A 16,970-nucleotide genomic window follows, 5' to 3' on the forward strand; every position below is an offset into this window, starting at 1 on the left:
GGAGGAAGAAATCATGAGATATTCAACACTAGCATCATTTCCAAAAGACTTTTTCTGGGGCGGATCTACTTCCGCCTATCAGGTAGAGGGTGCGTGGAACGAGGATGGCAAGGGGCCTTCTGTCATTGACATGAGAGCAAGTTATCCTGAAGGGACAACGGATTTTAAAGTGGCAAGCGATCACTATCACCGTTATAAAGAGGATGTGAAGATGTTTGCGGAAATGGGCTTGAAGGCTTATCGCTTTTCCATTGCGTGGACACGGATCATTCCAGATGGAGATGGGGAGATCAATCAAAAGGGGATTGAATTCTATCATTCACTCATCGATGAATTGCGCCGCTATGGCATTGAACCAATCGTGACAATGTATCATTTTGATCTGCCTCATGCGCTTCAAGTAAAGGGCGGGTGGTCTAACCGCGGGACAGTGGATGCGTTTGAACGCTATGCAGAGGTGCTATTCAAGGAGTATGGTCAGAAGGTAAAATATTGGCTGACCATTAATGAACAAAACATGATGATCTTACATGGATCAGCGCTAGGTACACTTGATCCAAATTTAGAAAATCCGAAAAAAGAACTGTATCAGCAGAATCATCATATGCTTGTTGCACAGGCAAAAGCCATGACGCTTTGTCATCAAATGCTGCCTGAAGCGAAAATTGGACCAGCGCCAAACATTGCGCTCATTTATCCGGCTTCTCCAAAGCCTGAAGATGTGCTTGCTGCGGCGAATTACAATGCGATCCGCAACTGGCTTTATCTTGATATGGCGGTGTTCGGGCGTTATAACAACCTGGCTTGGGCGTACATGAAAGAAAAAGGCATTCTTCCTGTCATCGAAGAGGGAGATATGGATATTTTGAAAAGCGCGAAGCCAGACTTCATTGCCTTTAACTACTACACCTCACAAACGGTTGAAGCGAGTAAAGGAGATGGCAACGACGAATTTGCACGCGGCGGAGATCAGCATTTGAAATCAGGTGAAGATGGCGTCTACAAAGGCGGCAACAACCCATTCTTAAGTAAAAATGCGTTTGGCTGGGAGATTGACCCTGTCGGCTTCCGTTCAACGATGCGGGAGATTTATGACCGCTATCAGCTGCCACTTATTATCACGGAAAACGGATTGGGTGCATTCGACAAGTTAGAAGAAGATGGATCAATTCAGGATGATTATCGAATTGATTATCTAGAAAAACATATCGAGCAAATCAAATGGGCGATCACAGACGGCGTCGAGGTATTCGGATACTGCCCGTGGTCAGCCATCGACTTAATCAGCACACACCAAGGATGCTCCAAGCGCTACGGGTTCATCTACGTCAATCGCGACGAATTTGACCTAAAAGACCTTAAAAGAATTCGCAAAAAGAGCTCTTATTGGTATGAAACCTTGATTCAGCAAAATGGAGACAACATCGGGAAATAACGATAAAAAAGCCAATCACCTTATGCGGGTGGCTGGCTTTTTTTCGTTCATTTTATTGGAAAGATCATATTGTTCGAGTTGTTCTAACATGATAGTCTGATGATATATTGTAAAAATTGGGTAAAAATCCATTATCAGAAAGGGGTTGTTTATATGATGACGATTTTTTTTATGTTCTTCACATTGTTTTTGATTTTTTATGGTTTGAATTATATAGGACAGAAATTAATTGCGAAGGAATATCCAATGAACCATGGATTGATTGTGACGCTGTCAGCTGTGGAAGGTATTCTTGTTTTCGTCATTGTTGGTGTGAATGCGAAATTTCCGTTTTTATTTACAGTACTTATGTCTGTTCACATCTAACTCTCTACTATTATTATACCCCGAATTTAATGAAATTTATAGACTGTTTCTCGCCCATATCTAGCCGTATACTGTTATACGCAAGTCAAAAACGATGAGGGGTGTGGCTGTATGAATGACAAGCAAAAGGTGTTAGATCCCGGGCCATTTTTTCATGGGACCAAAGCGGAATTGAAGATTGGAGATCTGCTTGAACCGCTGCATTTATCCAATTATCAGGATAAAAAATCGAACCATATTTATTTCACCGGAACACTAAATGCGGCCAAATGGGGTGCTGAATTAGCTAGGTCTGATGCGAAAGAAAGAATTTATATTGTAGAACCGTTAGGCGAGTTTGAAAATGATCCAAATGTGACTGATAAAAGATTTCCCGGCAACCCAACACGTTCTTATCGATCGAAATCTCCGTTGAAAATAGTCGCAGAATTAGGTTCTTGGGAAAGACATTCCGATGAAGAAATCAATCATATGCTGAGCTCCTTAAAAAAATTAAGTGAAGAAGGAAAAAATGTCATCTACGATTAATGATATATATCTAAATAAAAAGGTCGCCTCATGAATTGGGCGGCCTTTTGTTTGATCTTATTGAAACAACGCATCCATCAGCTCATCAAATGTGTTGGCTTGCTTGAGGGCGCGAATGCGGTCTGGATTGTCTAGTAAATCGACGGCCTGTTCAAAGAATTGGTTCATGCAGGCAGCGTCATCCTTATGAATCGCTAATAAAAAGACAAGTGATACTTGGTCTCCCTGCCAGTCAATCGGCTGTTTTAAGTGTGCGATGGCTACAGAGGAGGTGCTTTCATTTGTGATGAGCGGGTGCGGCATTGCAATGCCGCTGCCAAGATAGGTAGACGACATTTGCTCCCGCTCAAGCACCGAGGGCCGAAAAGAAGACGATACTAGCTGATGCGCCTCTAAATGGCTGCATAATATATCTAATACCTCATCCTTGCTGCTTAGATCAGCATTCATGAAAGTCAATCGCTCTTGAAAAAACGCCATCAGCTCTTTTGAGGGTGCCCCGTGTCCATTTAATAAATGAATGACTTCATTTACACGCTGTATATCATGATGTTCAAAAAAGGCGCTGACCTGAATGACTGGTTTCCCCTTTGATGTGAGAGGCACGGTTGTGATGATGACGTCACACGGCAGAGAGGAGCTCATGAGATAATCCTGATACGAATAGAGCTCAACAATGTCAAGCTCGTGCTGAAAGGCTGCCTTCAATTTAATTTCAAGCAGTCTGGCCGTCCCTAGTCCAGACCCGCACACGATAATCGCTTTCTTTTTTTGCGAGGTGTCGAGCTGACTTCTTTCAAATGAAGCAGCGATATGCAGGGCAACATATGCCGCTTCATCTTCATTTGGCGTCCGTACCAGCTGTAATGCATTCAGCCCGCTGACAGCCAAATCAAACGGGTAAGGATAGGACGTTTTGATCTCATGCAAAAGCGGATTTTGTAATGATACGCCATATTGGATGCGATTTAATAACGGCTTCATATGAAGCATCAAGTCTTGCTGTAGGATGCTGTCATCAGCAAAACGATGACCGCTTATTTTTTCAATGTGCTGTAAAAAGACTGTAACCGCCTGCTGAACTTCCACTGTCGTCTGATGCTGGGCGGCTTCTTTCCACGTTTGATTCGCCAATAGATGCATGACTAAGTAATCTGTTTCATCCTCTGATAAGGTCACACAAAAAGTGTCACTCACCTGCTGTATGATTTTTTGTGCAATTCTCATTAAAACGGGTGATCTTTGTGTACGGGCAGTACTAGCGGATATCCGCTGGTTTTTTCGTGTTTGCTGAATCGCAATGGCTAAGTGAATGACTAAATTTTTTAAGGCAATGTCTTTAATGAGCAATGACTCTTGATGCAGGTTCGTCAACACAATAGATCGAATGGTTTCAAGAGAAATATCAGGAAAATGGAGCTGCTCCCGCTCGGTGATATGAGAGAGAGCAGGCTCTTCTTCAAGAAGTAAGTCTGCATAGCACGTTCTTTTTTGCAGCTCATCTCCTTCAATCTTTAAGCCAAATCCAGGCTTTGATACAAGGGTCATGCCGTAACGGGCTAACAGCTCTCGTCCTTTTTTTAAATCGCTACTGACCGTCATGCGGCTGATAAACAGTTCTTCAGCCAGCTGGTCAATTTTTAAGTAATCTGATTGAAGCAGCAGCTTTCTCATCATAAATCGTACACGCTCTTCTGGCATGACGGGGACAAGGGAGCGGGCAGGAAGCTTTTGCTGATGAAGCCAAAGTAAGAAAGCATCTTGGTCACTCGTTAAAAGAGTATATCCCTTCCCGCGAATCGTTTTAATCATGGCCCCAGTTTCCTTTAAATACTCATTTGCTTCCTTGATTAAATTGCGGATAGAGCGGTCAGATAAGCGAAAAGAGGCAGTGAGCTCCTCCAGCTTCACGAACCCCTTCGTTTCAAATAGCCGCTGAATCAGCTGATAGGTTCGAGGATCTGCCGTCATCATCATTGCGCGGCTCCTTGCGCCTGTAAGGCATCAGTTCCAAGAGCGATGGCGCCCATTAAACCAGATAGTCCATCAAAGGATGGTTTTGTGATAATTTCATGTAAAGGCTTTGGCAGCTGCAAATAGCCGTGAAGCCGTTTGTCTGTTTCATCAAGAATAAGCGGCAGCATAGCCGGCTGTTTCATCACGCCTCCACCTAGAATGATGCGTTCAGGTGAAAGGGTGAGCAGCAGGTTAGCAGTCATTTGCCCGAGATAGTAAGCATGAAGTGACCAGGCTGGATGATCCTCTGGCAGCATTTGTGCCAGTGTATGATAGCGTCCTTCTATGGCAGGACCAGATGCCAGTCCCTCTAAACAGTCATGATGTATAGGGCAGCAGCCTCCATAAGTGTCATGAGGATGCCGCTGAACGGTGATATGACCCATTTCTGGATGCAGCAATCCGTGAATCAGGCGATGTTCAATATAGGCACCGCCGCCTATTCCAGTCCCAACAGTAATATAGACCAAGGAGGCAGGCTTTTCTGCTTCAGTTGAAAAACGGGCTTCTCCGAGTGCTGCACAGTTCACATCGGTATCAAGCTTCATCGGGATCCCGAGGGCTTGTTTTAAGGTAGAGAGGAAAGGGAATTGGCGCCAGGCTGTTTTTGGTGTGTCTAAAATCGTCCCATAGCTTAGGCTTTGCTCTTTCACATCGACAGGCCCGAATGCCCCAATTCCAATGGCATCGACACGATGCTTTGTAAAGTAATCGATCACTTGCCGGCATGTTTCAACTGGATTCCCTGTTGCAAAGGAAGTCATGTGTTCAATCGTTCCGTCTGTTGTTCCGTAGCCGCAGACAAATTTCGTTCCGCCTGCTTCAATGCCTCCAATTCGCATGATCAATGCCCTCCATTAAAGAGGGGCGGAATCCAATGGATCCCGCCCCTACATGTTCATTTTTTCTTTACAATGTAGGTTTGTACCTGACAAGGTGTAAGCGGTTCAATGTGTAATGATCCATGTTGTGCTTTGAGTCTATGTCCTTCAGGTGTTTCTCCTAAATTCGCTGTTTCTCCGTGTTGTAGAGATGAACTATTGATTGAAGCGGCTGTTTGACGCGTTAAATATGGATTGAAGAGACGAATGACAATGCCTGTTCCATGCTCTTCTTTTTTCAGAGCGCTTAGAATGGCTCCATCTGTCTCGATGTCAAGCAGGCTATAAGTAGATTGTAAGTCTTCTTTTTCATCTCGGAAAGAGAAAATTAAACGACCGTTTAAAAAGTCTGCCCGCTCGTAGCATTGAACAGGGGTGGTGTACCGTTTGGCAAGCTGTGCTAAGTGTCCCTCGCTGACTGCGTCCTTGCTATAGTGCATTCCAAATGAGAATGACAGTGCACCTTGCAGCTGAGCGTCAGGTGTATCAACAATTTTTTCCCCAGATGCGCGTCCTGGACGGTAAAGAAGGTTTTCTTTCCCCATTTTTCCGAAGCAGCGGAAGAGCGTATATGCAATCGTTGTATAGCCTTCTCCTGTGATCTGATATTCTCTCACGCAGTCGGTCAACAGAGCGGCACCATATGCTTCATCACGAAGTGCGACAAAGGATTGCATCGGTTCAATGGTGATCGGTTTTTCTTCCCAATGTTCATTGTTCCACCATTCTAGCTCTTGCGTCAGCTCTGTTGGGCGTTCGATTGTACCAAACTGTTGATCGCTCAGTGATACGTTTGATGCGATGCCTGTATCAAAAAGAACGCGCAGGCGATGATCTAACGCATGGTTGTCCACATCTACATGAAAACGGATGACAGCATCGTCTTTGTTTAATGCTATCTTCGCTGTGATCGGAAGTGAAGTCGCAGCCAATTGCTTAGAGCGCTCCTCTAGGTCGTAAGGGACAGTGAGCTGAAGCTTGATGATCAGCTCTTGCTGCAGGCCGCTTTTAGCCACTGAGATGTCTGCTGATGAAAGATCCTTTGATGACACATACAAGTCCTCACGAGGGGGTGAATAGTTGTAGGAATCCCCATCATCTCCGTTGTCTTCAAAGATCATTTGCTCAGAGAATGTCCGGCCAGTTTGTTTATCTGTGATGTCCAGTGATCCGTTGTCATTTGCCGCAATGCGGTAATACATATTTTCAATCACGCGTCCTTCAGTTTGTTCCCATGCCGATTCGCTTGATTCATCGAAGACCATGCTGACCTGTGTATAACCAACTGACGGTAAGTCGAGGGCTTCAATCAGCAGCACAGCTTTCCATACTTGCTTTGGCATGTACACTTCTTTACTTGGGTTAAGAGAAATTTGCTGTGCCAGCACATAATCTGTGACATCGGTTTTGCTTTTCACTGTGTACTGAAGCGTTCTTCCATTAGCATCCTTTAACGTAAATGGACGTTCCGTGATAAAGGTTTCGACTTCAATGACTTCAGAACGCTTTGAAGGCAGGGTATTGAACAACGTAAATGTGATTTCTTGCTCTGTTTGCAGTCGAATAGCGATGAGACGCATGTGTAAGTCCACAAGATTCTCAGCGATTTCCTTTGCCTGTTTGTAGCGGAAGAAGACGTCTTGATTCGTCGTGTCACTATTACAGCCGCCAATGCTGTCATGCGCTGCATTTTCAAACATGAGGTACCAAATATCACGAACCGTATCATGCGGATAGTCGTGTCCGAGAGAATAGCTGATCGTTAGGATGGGCTCCATCACATTCACGAGATAGTTTTCAATTTGATTGTTTAAGATTTTTAAATCCGCTCGTGTTGAAAAGATCGATTTGTGAATCCTCATATGCTTCGCGTGAATAAGCTCTCCTTGTAACGTCTCAAAAGATGTCCGCTCTTTTTTCACGGCTGCAATATAATCTTCTAAACTGCTGATTTCATAGTGATGCTCGTCAAGTTCATTGGCTTTTTCTAATAAATCAGGCAGGTTTTTGCGAATCGGTGCTTGGTCAAAACCATTCGGGAAATAGACATTCTTTGTGGTGGCCTTTGCTTGCAACGCACCGATTTTTTCAGATAAAAAGGCTTGTAAGTCCTCATCCTTCTCAGGGATATTACCACCGTAGTAGTAGCCAAATGGCAGATTCACAGCAAAGACTTCACTGCCGTCAGCGCCGCGCCAATTGAATTCAGTATGGTTCGTCATATGGTCAGAAACGCCGCGCCAAAATGCCGTATCGACAATGCCGAAGCCGCGATAAATTTGAGGCATTTGTGCGGATTGACCGAAGGAATCAGGGACATAGCCGACTTTCATCACGTGGCCGAACTGCTGACAGCGTTCAATCCCATATTGCAGGTTCCGCACAATCGATTCACCTGAAATGACGAGCTGGTCGGTTTGGGTATACCATGGGCCGATGATGAGACGTTTCGCTGTGACAAGCTTTTTGATTCGATTTTCATCCTCTGGCCGCCATTTCAGATAATCATCTAATAAGGAAGCCTGGGCATCGAGCATGAAGTAATGGAACCTTTCATCTGTTTCAAGGGTATCTAAGATGTCCATTACGCTTTTCATTAAGTAAATACGGGAGCGGGAGGTGGTGAAATACCATTCCCGGTCCCAGTGAGTATGTGGAATCACATGTACATTGACAGTCATTGATCAACGACACCTTTCTTCGTTCAAATTATCCTTCTAGCACAAGGTCAAAATCGTCTTCTTCTTTCTGCTTCTGATCATGTTCCGGCGTTTTTGGCTCTTTTTTCTCAGAGAAATTCACAAGTAGGTTGGCGCCAATACCGATGACGAGTGCGCCAGTTAGAGCTCCAATTAAATAAGCCCACCAGTTTCCGACTGAGAAGAAGCCGTATAGCCCGCCAATTGGCGGCATGATGTCATGAACTCCTAATAATGCAGCGACCCCGCTTCCAACAGCACATGCGACAACATTGAGCGGAATCAATTTCAAAGGATTGACGAGGGTAAAAGGGATCGCCCCTTCCGTAATACCGATAATGCCCATGACAAGGCCGCCTCGTCCGGCTTCTCTAAAGGTTGGGGAGAAGTTGCGTTTTCGAATCAATGTCGCAAGCCCGTATCCAAGCGGTGGAATGACAATCGCAATATTGACGAGAATGGCAGGGAGGTAGACACCTGATAGGAAGAGGGCGTTACCAGCCATCCACGCTGATTTATTCACCGGTCCGCCAAGATCGAAGCCAATCATCGCACCTAAAATGAGAGCGAGCGCGAGTGTGCTTGTTCCATCAGCGACCATGCCTTTGATCCATTCAATTAATGCCGTGTTCAAAGCGCCTAATGGGCCGCCCAGCAGAACTGACATAAGAAGTCCGGTTAAGCCAACGGTAATAAGCGGAAGGATGAGCAGAGGGACGAGCCCAGCTGCAGAGCCTTGAATTTGAATTTTTCTTTTCACAAAAAGAGCAACATATCCTGCGAAGAAGCCTGCGATGACGGCACCTATAAATCCGGCATTTGTTGAGCTGGCAAGGGCCCCGCCGATAAAACCAGCCGCAAGACCTGATTTATCCGCAATCGAATAGGCGATAAATCCAGCGAGCAGGACGTTCATTAAGCCAATGCCTGTCCAGCCTACCTGCTCCATTAAATAGGCACCGTGCAGTATGCCGCCAGCATCCTTATAGGTGTTTAAATCTGAAACACCAAACCCTAATCCGACCAGTTTTGCTAAACCAACGATAAGTGAGGCGCCGATGATTACAGGAAGAATATAAGAAATACCGGTCATGAGATGGCCTTCAATGACTTTTAATTTTGCTTTCATTTTCTTTGCTCCTTTCTATATGGCATTGCTCATGTTTATTGAGATTCAGACTTTTTCTTTTCAACAAGTGCTACAGCTTTGGTGATAATTTGTTCGGCATTTTTTAAGGCACGTCCGATCTCGACACGTACAGTGGGAATGCCTGAGAAGCGTTCCGCATCGTTGATATGCTGATTTGAGGCAATGATGCAGAGGTCTGCCTGCTGCGCTTCTTCTGCTGTAATGCCGTTCACCTGTCCCATAATCCCCTGCTGTTCGATTTTGATCTCGTGTCCGAGCTGTTTACCTGCATTTTCTAACGCTTTGGCTGCCATTGGAGTATGAGCTAACCCTGCTGGACATGAAGTGACACCGACAATTTTCATTGTGTAATCCCCTCTTTCAATTGTTGTTCAATGACGTCGTAATAGTAATCAGCTGTTTGACCTGGTTGAATCTTCTCGATAAAAGCAGGTTCCATTAGACTGGTCGCAATACCTGACAGTAATTTCAGATGTGTGACATTTGCTTCTTCTAATGGAACGAGCAGTGTAAATAAATAGCTTGTGGGCAAATCGTCGAAGCTTCCCCATTCAATGGGTTGTTCAAGTTCTAAAAAAAGAAGTGAAGCCGTTTGTACAGCGGAGCTTTTTGTATGTGGAATGGCGAAGCCTTGCTGAAGTCCTGTTGAGACTTCGTCTTCGCGTGTCAACAAATCTGCTAATAGCCCCGCCTGATTGTTTGTAATCTGAAGGTCTTCAGCTTTCTCGGAAATGTATTGTAAAATCTCATTCTTTGATCGTCCGTTTACTTGTGTGAAAACATGATCTTTTTGGAACAAGCTGATCCCTTCTCTCTTGTTTGTTAAGCGCTTACAAGTTGATTGTAATGTACTTTTCCGCATGGTTAAATAGCATCATTTTCCGTTTGAAATGGCAAAAAGTTTATGAAGCTATCCGTCTTGCTGACTGAATATCTCAAATCCTAGCTTAAAACGAGTTTAATTATATAAAAAACAGATTCTACTAAATGTCTTTCTGTGATATTCTTCCAAGGTATCATAAAAGATAAGGGGGTCTTTTCATGTTCAAAAAGCAGGTCAAATCCTGTGTGATCGTACTCATGGTCATCATTCTATGTATGGCAGCATTACCTGGATACGAGGCAGCAGCTGCCAGTCATGGAACAAGTGTCAATGAAGCCATTGGGTTAAAAAATGGTGAAGTCATCTCAGGTACATTACAGAATGAAAAGGAAGAGTCTTGGTATCAAATCACGCCATCTGCACAAGAGGTGGCAAAACATACACACATGCAAATTTCTGTGAAAAGTAAACAAGTGCTGTCTGTATCGGTCTATCCAAGCAAGGACAGAGCGATGAAGGATGACACATATTCAAGATATCGCGTGGACACAGCAAGCGGAGAGACAGATATCAACTTCCCGCATGCATGGTCAGGTCCCTATTATGTCAAAGTGCTCTATTTAGGGTCAGAGGAAGACAGCCGTGATGAGGAAGAGGATGCGGCATATACAATCGGATATAAAGGAGCTAATCTTCCGCCTTCTGAACCTGTTTTTCCTGAAGAAGATGAGCCTGAAATCATTATTATTGAGAAAAAGTACGGGCGTGAAATTCTTCAATCGATTCGTACAATCGAAGATAAACGATTCAATGAAACAGCAGAAGGTCAAAAGCTTTCACGTCTGCTCCAAAAGACAAAGCCGTTTCTCAAATCAAAGCTCATCAAACATCAAAAAGAGCAGCAAAAGGTTTACAACCATCTGCTCACATTAAAAACACTGCTAAGTGACGTAGAGAAAAATGGTGCATTTAGTGGTCATATCGTAACAGAAAAAGAACAACAGGCGATCGGCTCCCTTTTTGATATGCTCAAAGAAGCAAGTCCGGCATATTTAAAAAAGGAATTAGAAGCCGTCAGTCAAAAAATTGGCTTCGATCAGCTTGAAGGAAAGTCAGTTGGTTATGTATTAGAGAAACAAAAGCTTGTAAAAGAAGAGAAGGTTAAAACGAATAAGATCATTTTTAAATTAAAGGATGGCCAAACACTTCAATCTGCGAAAAAGAAAATGAAAAGCTACGGCATTCAAGAAAACCGTGTGACATCACAGTCAGTTAGTCCTTTATTCAAAGGAATGTATGTCTATGATGTGCCAGCAGGGCAAGAATCAGCTGGAAAGACACTAAAAGCAGGCAAAGCGGCGATCAAGAGCACGGCAAGAAAGCTTTCCAGCATGCCGAATGTTGAATTTGCAGAGCCTGTTCAAACGTATCGTGCGCTAAGCAACGACGCGCAGTATGGTTATCAGTGGCCGCTGAAAAACAGTGCGCAAAACAGCGGGAAAAAAGGCGCTGACGTCAAATTTGAACAAATGAATACACTGATTGGCACAAGCAAAATGAAGCAAACATTAATTGCTGTTGTGGATACAGGTGTAGACAGCCGTTTGACAGATTTAAACGGGACTGTTCGTACAGACTTAGGTGCGAATCTCATTGGACGAAACAAAGATGCGATTGATGACAATGGACACGGTACGCATGTGGCAGGCATCATTGCCGCAAAATCCGATAATCATTACTCAATGGCAGGTCTCAATCAACATACGGGCATCATTCCGGTGAAGGTGCTGGATGCCTATGGCTTTGGCGATACAGAGCATATTGCACTTGGGATCAAGCATGCAGTGGACAAAGGCGCAAAGGTCATCAACATGAGCCTTGGCGGCTACTACAGCAGAGTGATTGAATATGCCATGAATTATGCTGCTCAAAGAAATGTACTAGTCGTCGTGGCAAGTGGAAATGATGGCGTACCAGAAATGGGCTACCCTGCGACATCAAAATACGCAATGGCGGTTGGCGCAAGCAACCGTATGGATATTGCCGCTGAGTTCTCAAGCTATGGCAAAGGACTGAGCATGTCAGCACCAGGGTCAGATATTCCGAGCCTCATGCCTGATGGGAATGTCTCATACCTGAGCGGGACCTCAATGGCGACACCATATGTGGCAGCAGCAGCAGGGTTACTGCTTTCTAAAAATCCATCCTTAAAGCCAAATCAAGTGAGAAATCTTTTGCAAAGGACAGCAGATGACATCTCATTTAAATCTATTGATGGAAAAGACGACGTTTTCTATGATGAAAACGAGGAGCCAATTGTTGATCCTAAAATCCCAGGAATTGATTGGATGACAGGACATGGCAGACTGAATGCATTTGCTGCATTAAGTGCTGTTGAATTGAATGCATCAGTGAACAAAGTGGAAGATCAGCATCAAAAGGTGACAGGTAAAGCAAAAGCCGGTGCTGCTATTTCTGTGTATAGAGGCAAAACGCTGCTTGGAAAAGGCACAGCAGGCAAAAAAGGAACCTTTAGCGTGAAGATTAAGCATCAGAACAAAAACAAGGTCCTTCACATTAAAATGTCAAAAGGAAAGGCCGCTACGACGCTCAAAACCGTCGTGAAAAAAGGCAAAGCACCAGCTAAGCCGAAAGTCAGCAAAGTAACCGTCAAAAGTAAAGCCGTCAAAGGGACTGCGGGTGCAGGTTTGACCATTAAAGTGAAAAACAAATCAAAGAAAGTCATCAAAACAGTCAAAACCAATAGCAAGGGCGCATTTACTGCCCAAATAAAACCACAAAAAGCCAAAACGGTTTTATATGTGACCGCATCAGATGTGAGAAAAAGAGAAAGCAAAGCGGTAAAAGTGGTTGTGAAAAAATAAAAAATGGACTTCCCTTTCTAAAAAAAGGGGAGTTTTTTTGTTTTTAACTGGAAAAATACCAATTCCTGTCGATAGTAAAATAGTAGGAAAAAAAAGGAGGATTTATCGATGAAAAAAATCATGTTTGCTTTCGTTCTATCATTACTTCTCGTATTCCCAACCTTTGCACATGCTGAAGAAACAGGTGCAGTACCAGCATCAGTAGAAGTAACAAGTGTCACAGCAGCCGATAGTGGAATAGTGAATTACGGCTATGGCAGTAAATATCGCGTGGGTTCTTATTATCCAGCTACGTTTAAAGGGACACTAAAAGATGCAAGCGGAAACTTCATGCCTAATCAGCCGATCAAGCTTTATTTTGAAGCAGCCATCAAATCATATGCTCAAACAGCGACAGGCACAACAGATGAGAATGGACAGTTTTCGCTGACGTTTCAAGTTCCTGCAGGTGCAGGCTACCAATCATACAATAATGCAGGCTGGTCAACACATTACTACGATATCGTTCCAGTGACGTTCACGTCAAACGACATCAAACTATCTTCAAATGTCACAAGTGTGTACCATTTGGCGTATACATCACGTTACTAATCTCATAGAAAAAAAGGATGTCATCAGGTGACATCCTTCAGCGTGTAGACAAACCCTCGCATTCTGTGTTAGATCTGCGCTCCGGTACTCACGAATGTCAAATTCGCTCCGTTCCAGTGCTCGTCCTTCTTAGACTGCAAAGGTTTTCTATCACGCTGCAAAGGGCTAAAATGAAAATCATTTTAGCCCTTTGTTTTTTGTTAGCAAACCTGCTGGGCGGCAACCGAATGAGTCGATAAACAAACACTCATCAGCCGTTATTCCCAGATTCGATCGAGCGTTTACCTTTTAATCTTGAGCTTTGATAGATAAGAACTTTCACACTTGAACTTTGATCCTTGAACGTTCAGCTTTGAGCTTTTATCAAGGATCATCCTAAGATGATCATCAGATGAGGAGGGAATGACCTTTCCCTCGGAGGTGTTTAGTCCTCTCGATTTTCGGCTCACTAACAAAATCAATTAATCGATCTGTATTTTCGTTAGTGTATTGCTTTCAGACAAGGAAAAATCAACTTCCATTTGAAAATCTTCAATTTCTTTCGAAAGCTGTTCAATTTTCACTCGAAGGCGAAGCGGATCGATGATCACCGCCTCATTTTCAGCTAGAAAAGACTTCACGATCTCTTGGTTGGCGGCCGCTTGTGTCTTTCCATCTTTCCCAAACAAGGTCTCTAAATGCTGATCAAGTCTCATTTTCACATCTTCATTCGTTTGTTCAGCTTTGTCGACCAGCTCTTTGTACACCTGTTTCATTTTCCGTAAATAACGAATATCGTAGTCTATCGACGTCTTTCGTTCAATCGCCTCTGCCACCGTCATACGGACACCTGCCACATCAATCATTGTGGTCGCATTCGATACAACGATGGCTGATTTGATGGCATTCCGGCGTTTGATTAAAGCTCGAATCGATTGATCATCAGCCTTTGCCTTTTTTTCAATCTCTTCTTGATTCTGAAATCCGTGCTGTATATGTTTCCCGATCATCAATCCACCAAGTACGGCTTCATCAACGGTTCGGTTGATTCTTTTATCTAACATTTTCAGTTCACTTAATGCTCTTGTAATGGTCATTTCCATATTCACGACAACTCCCTTGGTTCATCCTGAAAATCATAGATTCCTATCATATACCAAAGTGTGCTTCTTTTACTAGCGATATCCTTTTTTGTCAATGAAAAAACCCTGATGTTTATACACCAGGTTTTTCTCGTTTTTTCTGAATCCAAGCTGTCACGTAATAGGCAGCATAGCAGAGCGCAATGAAAGGAATGCCGCAGATGAGGGCAATCCGCTGATTTGGATCAAAGGCAATGCCAATGACAGATGCAAGACATAGGAGGAAGGCTGCAATCGGAACTACTGGATAGAGCGGTGTTCGAAAGGATAAATCATGAAGCTGTCCGCCTTCCTGTAAAAATCTTTTCCGAAACATAAACTGTGAGGCAGCAATCCCCATCCATACAACCACAACGGCCAGTCCAGAGATTGACACTAGGACAAGATATACCGTTTCTGGTGCGATCACGCTCGATAGCAAAGAAAGAATACCACCGATCATACTTAAAATGAGTGCATTCAAAGGAATGCCTTTTGACGTCAGCTTCGCCAGTTTTTTAGGAAGTGTCCGTTCCTCAGAAAGCGACCAAAGCATACGAGATGATGCGTATAATCCTGAGTTTGCGGCAGATAAGATCGCGGTCAGGATGACAAAATTCATGAAATCTGCGGCATAAGGAATCCCGATACGATCAAATACCACGACAAATGGGCTTTTGATCACCCCGGCTTCTTCTACTGGAATCAAGCCAGCCAACACAACGATCGTTCCAACGAAAAACAGGACGAGACGCAGGACGGTTGTGCGAATTGCTCTTGGAATGGTCTCGTCAGGATTGACGCTCTCACCCGCAGCAATCCCAATCAACTCCGTACCTGAAAAAGCAAAATTGACCGCAAGCATCGTCATTAAAATCGGTAAAAAGCCGTTTGGGAAAAGTCCGCCTTCCCCAGTGAAATTAGAAAAGAACGGAGCGGCCTCACCGCCCTTTAATGGGATCAAACCAAACATTGCAGCTCCGCCAAGAATAATAAAGAGAATAATAGCCATCACTTTAATACTGGAAAACCAAAACTCTGATTCTGCAAAAAACTTGACCGTAAATGCATTCAGTAAAAAGATGAGAAGAGCAAAAACGCCACTCCACATCCAAACCGAAGTGTCTGGAAACCAGCGCTGCATTAATAGTCCTGCCGCTGTAAATTCCGAACCGAGTGCCACTGTCCATGTCAGCCAGTATAGCCAAGCGACCGTATAGCCTGTACCAGGTCCAATATATTTTGTTGCATACGTATGAAAAGCCCCTGTGACCGGCATTGCGACAGACAGCTCGCCTAAACAAAGCATTACGAGGTAGACAATTAAAGCCCCGACAAGATAGGCAAGAATGGTCCCCGCAGGTCCGGCCTGATTGATGGTATACCCAGAGCTTAAAAAGAGCCCGGTTCCAATGACGCCGCCTAGAGAAAGCATGAACAGGTGCCGGCTCGTCATTTTTCGTTGATATTGTTGTGACTGATCTTTTGCTTGTTCCATGTCTTCCCGCCCTTTTGCTTAAAAGTATGTGTGATGATTCATGATGCTATGATGTGGTTCTTTTTAAGATGTCATTGATATCTTCTGGAGTCGTGCGGCAGCAGCCGCCGATGATATGCGCGCCGTCTTTGTACCATTGATGCGCACATTCCCCAAAAGTAAGATGAGACGTATCTCCGCTCCATACCTTTTCTTCAGGATCATATATTTCACCTGAGTTTGGATAAACCACAATCGGTTTGCTCGTTCCCTTTTTCATCTCTTGAATAAGAGAAGTAATAAATTGCGGCGGCGTACAGTTCACGCCGACAGCAGCGATTTGTTCATAAGGCTCAAGCGCCTGTACACATTCTCGTATGGAATCACCTTCACTAATGTGCAGACCATCCTTTGCACTGAATGTAATCCAAGCAGATGTCCCGCTGAATTCATCTTGCAGCAGCTTTGCAATGGCAGTTGCTTCAATCAGACAAGGAATCGTTTCGCATGCTAGAATATCTGCACCCGCTTCTACTAATGCCTGAATTCTTGGTCTGTGAAAATCAATGAGAGCCTGCTCTGAAAGCCCATAATTTCCTTTATATTCTGAACCATCAGACAAATAAGCGCCGAATGGCCCCACAGATCCAGCGACAAATGGTTTTGTCCGTCCTTCACGACGCGCTTCATCCTGCCAAAAAAGATCGCGTGCCTCTTTCGCTAGAGTGACAGAGCGTTTCATGAGTTCAATCGCTTCTTCTTTTGTATAGCCTTTTTCAGCAAAGCCTTCAATCGTTGTTTGGTAGCTGGCGGTTGTTGCGCAGTCAGCACCTGCTTGGAAGTAGTCCAAGTGTACTTGCTGAATCAATTGTGGCTGTTCAATAAGTATTTTGGCTGACCATAAACGATCGTTTAAGTTACAGCCCTTTCGTTCAAGCTCTGTTGCTAATGCACCGTCTAAAATCAAAGGTGCGTGAGCCTGTAAACGGCTTTGAATAGGATTCATCGGAATCAAACAG

General features: G+C 44.0%; 14 protein-coding genes. 5 read left to right on the plus strand and 9 right to left on the minus strand.

What is annotated here, in order from left to right:
• Positions 1–13: 13 nt before the first annotated feature.
• The 3 genes from MHH61_RS10260 (at position 14) to arr (ending at position 2,329) form a co-directional block, all read left to right on the plus strand.
• The gene (locus MHH61_RS10260) at positions 14–1,435 is read left to right on the plus strand and encodes a glycoside hydrolase family 1 protein (protein WP_125587561.1); all 1,422 of its coding nucleotides are present in this window, start codon (positions 14–16) and stop codon (positions 1,433–1,435) included.
• 153 nt (positions 1,436–1,588) lie between these two features.
• Complete coding sequence (locus MHH61_RS10265) at positions 1,589–1,801, plus strand: hypothetical protein (protein ID WP_024427440.1); 213 nt, start codon at positions 1,589–1,591, stop codon at positions 1,799–1,801.
• A gap of 111 nt (positions 1,802–1,912) precedes the next feature.
• Positions 1,913–2,329: an NAD(+)--rifampin ADP-ribosyltransferase gene (gene arr / locus MHH61_RS10270; RefSeq protein ID WP_024424404.1), complete on the plus strand. Its 417-nt coding sequence runs from the start codon at positions 1,913–1,915 to the stop codon at positions 2,327–2,329.
• A gap of 57 nt (positions 2,330–2,386) precedes the next feature.
• Here arr and MHH61_RS10275 read toward each other — a convergent pair whose 3' ends face one another.
• Genes MHH61_RS10275 through MHH61_RS10300 form a run of 6 tightly spaced genes read right to left on the minus strand, consistent with a single transcriptional unit; the run spans position 2,387 to position 9,937 of the window.
• Positions 2,387–4,306 carry a transcription antiterminator gene (locus MHH61_RS10275; RefSeq protein WP_125587560.1) on the minus strand — a complete coding sequence of 640 codons (1,920 nt, stop codon included), beginning with the start codon at positions 4,304–4,306 and terminating at the stop codon, positions 2,387–2,389.
• Entirely contained in the window at positions 4,303–5,187 is an 885-nt protein-coding gene (locus MHH61_RS10280) for an ROK family protein (RefSeq protein ID WP_024424403.1), read from the minus strand. Before MHH61_RS10280 ends, MHH61_RS10275 begins: the two co-directional genes overlap by 4 nt.
• Before the next feature lie 56 nt (positions 5,188–5,243).
• Positions 5,244–7,907, minus strand: coding sequence for a mannosylglycerate hydrolase (mngB, locus tag MHH61_RS10285; protein WP_125587559.1), 2,664 nt, complete (start codon positions 7,905–7,907; stop codon positions 5,244–5,246).
• Positions 7,908–7,935: 28 nt separating this feature from the next.
• The gene (locus MHH61_RS10290; protein ID WP_024424401.1) at positions 7,936–9,054 is read right to left on the minus strand and encodes a PTS fructose transporter subunit IIC; all 1,119 of its coding nucleotides are present in this window, start codon (positions 9,052–9,054) and stop codon (positions 7,936–7,938) included.
• A 35-nt stretch (positions 9,055–9,089) separates the two neighbouring features.
• The gene (locus tag MHH61_RS10295) at positions 9,090–9,419 is read right to left on the minus strand and encodes a PTS fructose transporter subunit IIB (protein WP_024424400.1); all 330 of its coding nucleotides are present in this window, start codon (positions 9,417–9,419) and stop codon (positions 9,090–9,092) included.
• Positions 9,416–9,937 carry a PTS sugar transporter subunit IIA gene (locus tag MHH61_RS10300; RefSeq protein WP_368004444.1) on the minus strand — a complete coding sequence of 174 codons (522 nt, stop codon included), beginning with the start codon at positions 9,935–9,937 and terminating at the stop codon, positions 9,416–9,418. Before MHH61_RS10300 ends, MHH61_RS10295 begins: the two co-directional genes overlap by 4 nt.
• A gap of 179 nt (positions 9,938–10,116) precedes the next feature.
• Here MHH61_RS10300 and MHH61_RS10305 point away from each other — a divergent pair, with 179 nt between their 5' ends.
• Both MHH61_RS10305 and MHH61_RS10310 read left to right on the plus strand, forming a co-directional pair.
• Positions 10,117–12,783, plus strand: coding sequence for a S8 family peptidase (locus MHH61_RS10305; protein WP_125587558.1), 2,667 nt, complete (start codon positions 10,117–10,119; stop codon positions 12,781–12,783).
• A gap of 108 nt (positions 12,784–12,891) precedes the next feature.
• Positions 12,892–13,374 carry an Ig-like domain-containing protein gene (locus tag MHH61_RS10310; protein ID WP_125587557.1) on the plus strand — a complete coding sequence of 161 codons (483 nt, stop codon included), beginning with the start codon at positions 12,892–12,894 and terminating at the stop codon, positions 13,372–13,374.
• A 461-nt stretch (positions 13,375–13,835) separates the two neighbouring features.
• On the opposite strand, the gene MHH61_RS10315 is transcribed toward MHH61_RS10310, so the two are convergent.
• From MHH61_RS10315 to mmuM, 3 genes are all read right to left on the minus strand, one after another.
• A complete protein-coding gene (locus MHH61_RS10315) occupies positions 13,836–14,456 on the minus strand; it encodes a hypothetical protein (RefSeq protein ID WP_024427434.1) in 621 nt (206 codons plus the stop codon).
• A 112-nt stretch (positions 14,457–14,568) separates the two neighbouring features.
• Positions 14,569–15,972, minus strand: a complete 1,404-nt coding sequence (gene mmuP / locus MHH61_RS10320) for an S-methylmethionine permease (protein WP_024427433.1) — start codon at positions 15,970–15,972, stop codon at positions 14,569–14,571.
• Between the two features lie 46 nt (positions 15,973–16,018).
• A complete protein-coding gene (gene mmuM / locus MHH61_RS10325; RefSeq protein WP_025092518.1) occupies positions 16,019–16,957 on the minus strand; it encodes a homocysteine S-methyltransferase in 939 nt (312 codons plus the stop codon).
• Positions 16,958–16,970: the final 13 nt, after the last annotated feature.

This window comes from Bacillus sp. FSL K6-3154 (assembly GCF_040869395.1).
Lineage (GTDB): Bacteria > Bacillota > Bacilli > Bacillales > Bacillaceae > Bacillus > Bacillus safensis.

What these genes read in the sequence shown, in the direction of transcription:
- MHH61_RS10260 (WP_125587561.1), top strand. Translation starts at nt 14, where the DNA reads ATGAGATATTCAACACTAGCATCATTTCCAAAAGACTTTTTCTGGGGC.
- MHH61_RS10265 (WP_024427440.1), top strand. Translation starts at nt 1,589, where the DNA reads ATGATGACGATTTTTTTTATGTTCTTCACATTGTTTTTGATTTTTTAT.
- arr (WP_024424404.1), top strand. Translation starts at nt 1,913, where the DNA reads ATGAATGACAAGCAAAAGGTGTTAGATCCCGGGCCATTTTTTCATGGG.
- MHH61_RS10275 (WP_125587560.1), bottom strand. Translation starts at nt 4,306, where the DNA reads ATGATGATGACGGCAGATCCTCGAACCTATCAGCTGATTCAGCGGCTA.
- MHH61_RS10280 (WP_024424403.1), bottom strand. Translation starts at nt 5,187, where the DNA reads ATGCGAATTGGAGGCATTGAAGCAGGCGGAACGAAATTTGTCTGCGGC.
- mngB (WP_125587559.1), bottom strand. Translation starts at nt 7,907, where the DNA reads ATGACTGTCAATGTACATGTGATTCCACATACTCACTGGGACCGGGAA.
- MHH61_RS10290 (WP_024424401.1), bottom strand. Translation starts at nt 9,054, where the DNA reads ATGAAAGCAAAATTAAAAGTCATTGAAGGCCATCTCATGACCGGTATT.
- MHH61_RS10295 (WP_024424400.1), bottom strand. Translation starts at nt 9,419, where the DNA reads ATGAAAATTGTCGGTGTCACTTCATGTCCAGCAGGGTTAGCTCATACT.
- MHH61_RS10300 (WP_368004444.1), bottom strand. Translation starts at nt 9,937, where the DNA reads ATGCGGAAAAGTACATTACAATCAACTTGTAAGCGCTTAACAAACAAG.
- MHH61_RS10305 (WP_125587558.1), top strand. Translation starts at nt 10,117, where the DNA reads ATGTTCAAAAAGCAGGTCAAATCCTGTGTGATCGTACTCATGGTCATC.
- MHH61_RS10310 (WP_125587557.1), top strand. Translation starts at nt 12,892, where the DNA reads ATGAAAAAAATCATGTTTGCTTTCGTTCTATCATTACTTCTCGTATTC.
- MHH61_RS10315 (WP_024427434.1), bottom strand. Translation starts at nt 14,456, where the DNA reads ATGGAAATGACCATTACAAGAGCATTAAGTGAACTGAAAATGTTAGAT.
- mmuP (WP_024427433.1), bottom strand. Translation starts at nt 15,972, where the DNA reads ATGGAACAAGCAAAAGATCAGTCACAACAATATCAACGAAAAATGACG.
- mmuM (WP_025092518.1), bottom strand. Translation starts at nt 16,957, where the DNA reads ATGAATCCTATTCAAAGCCGTTTACAGGCTCACGCACCTTTGATTTTA.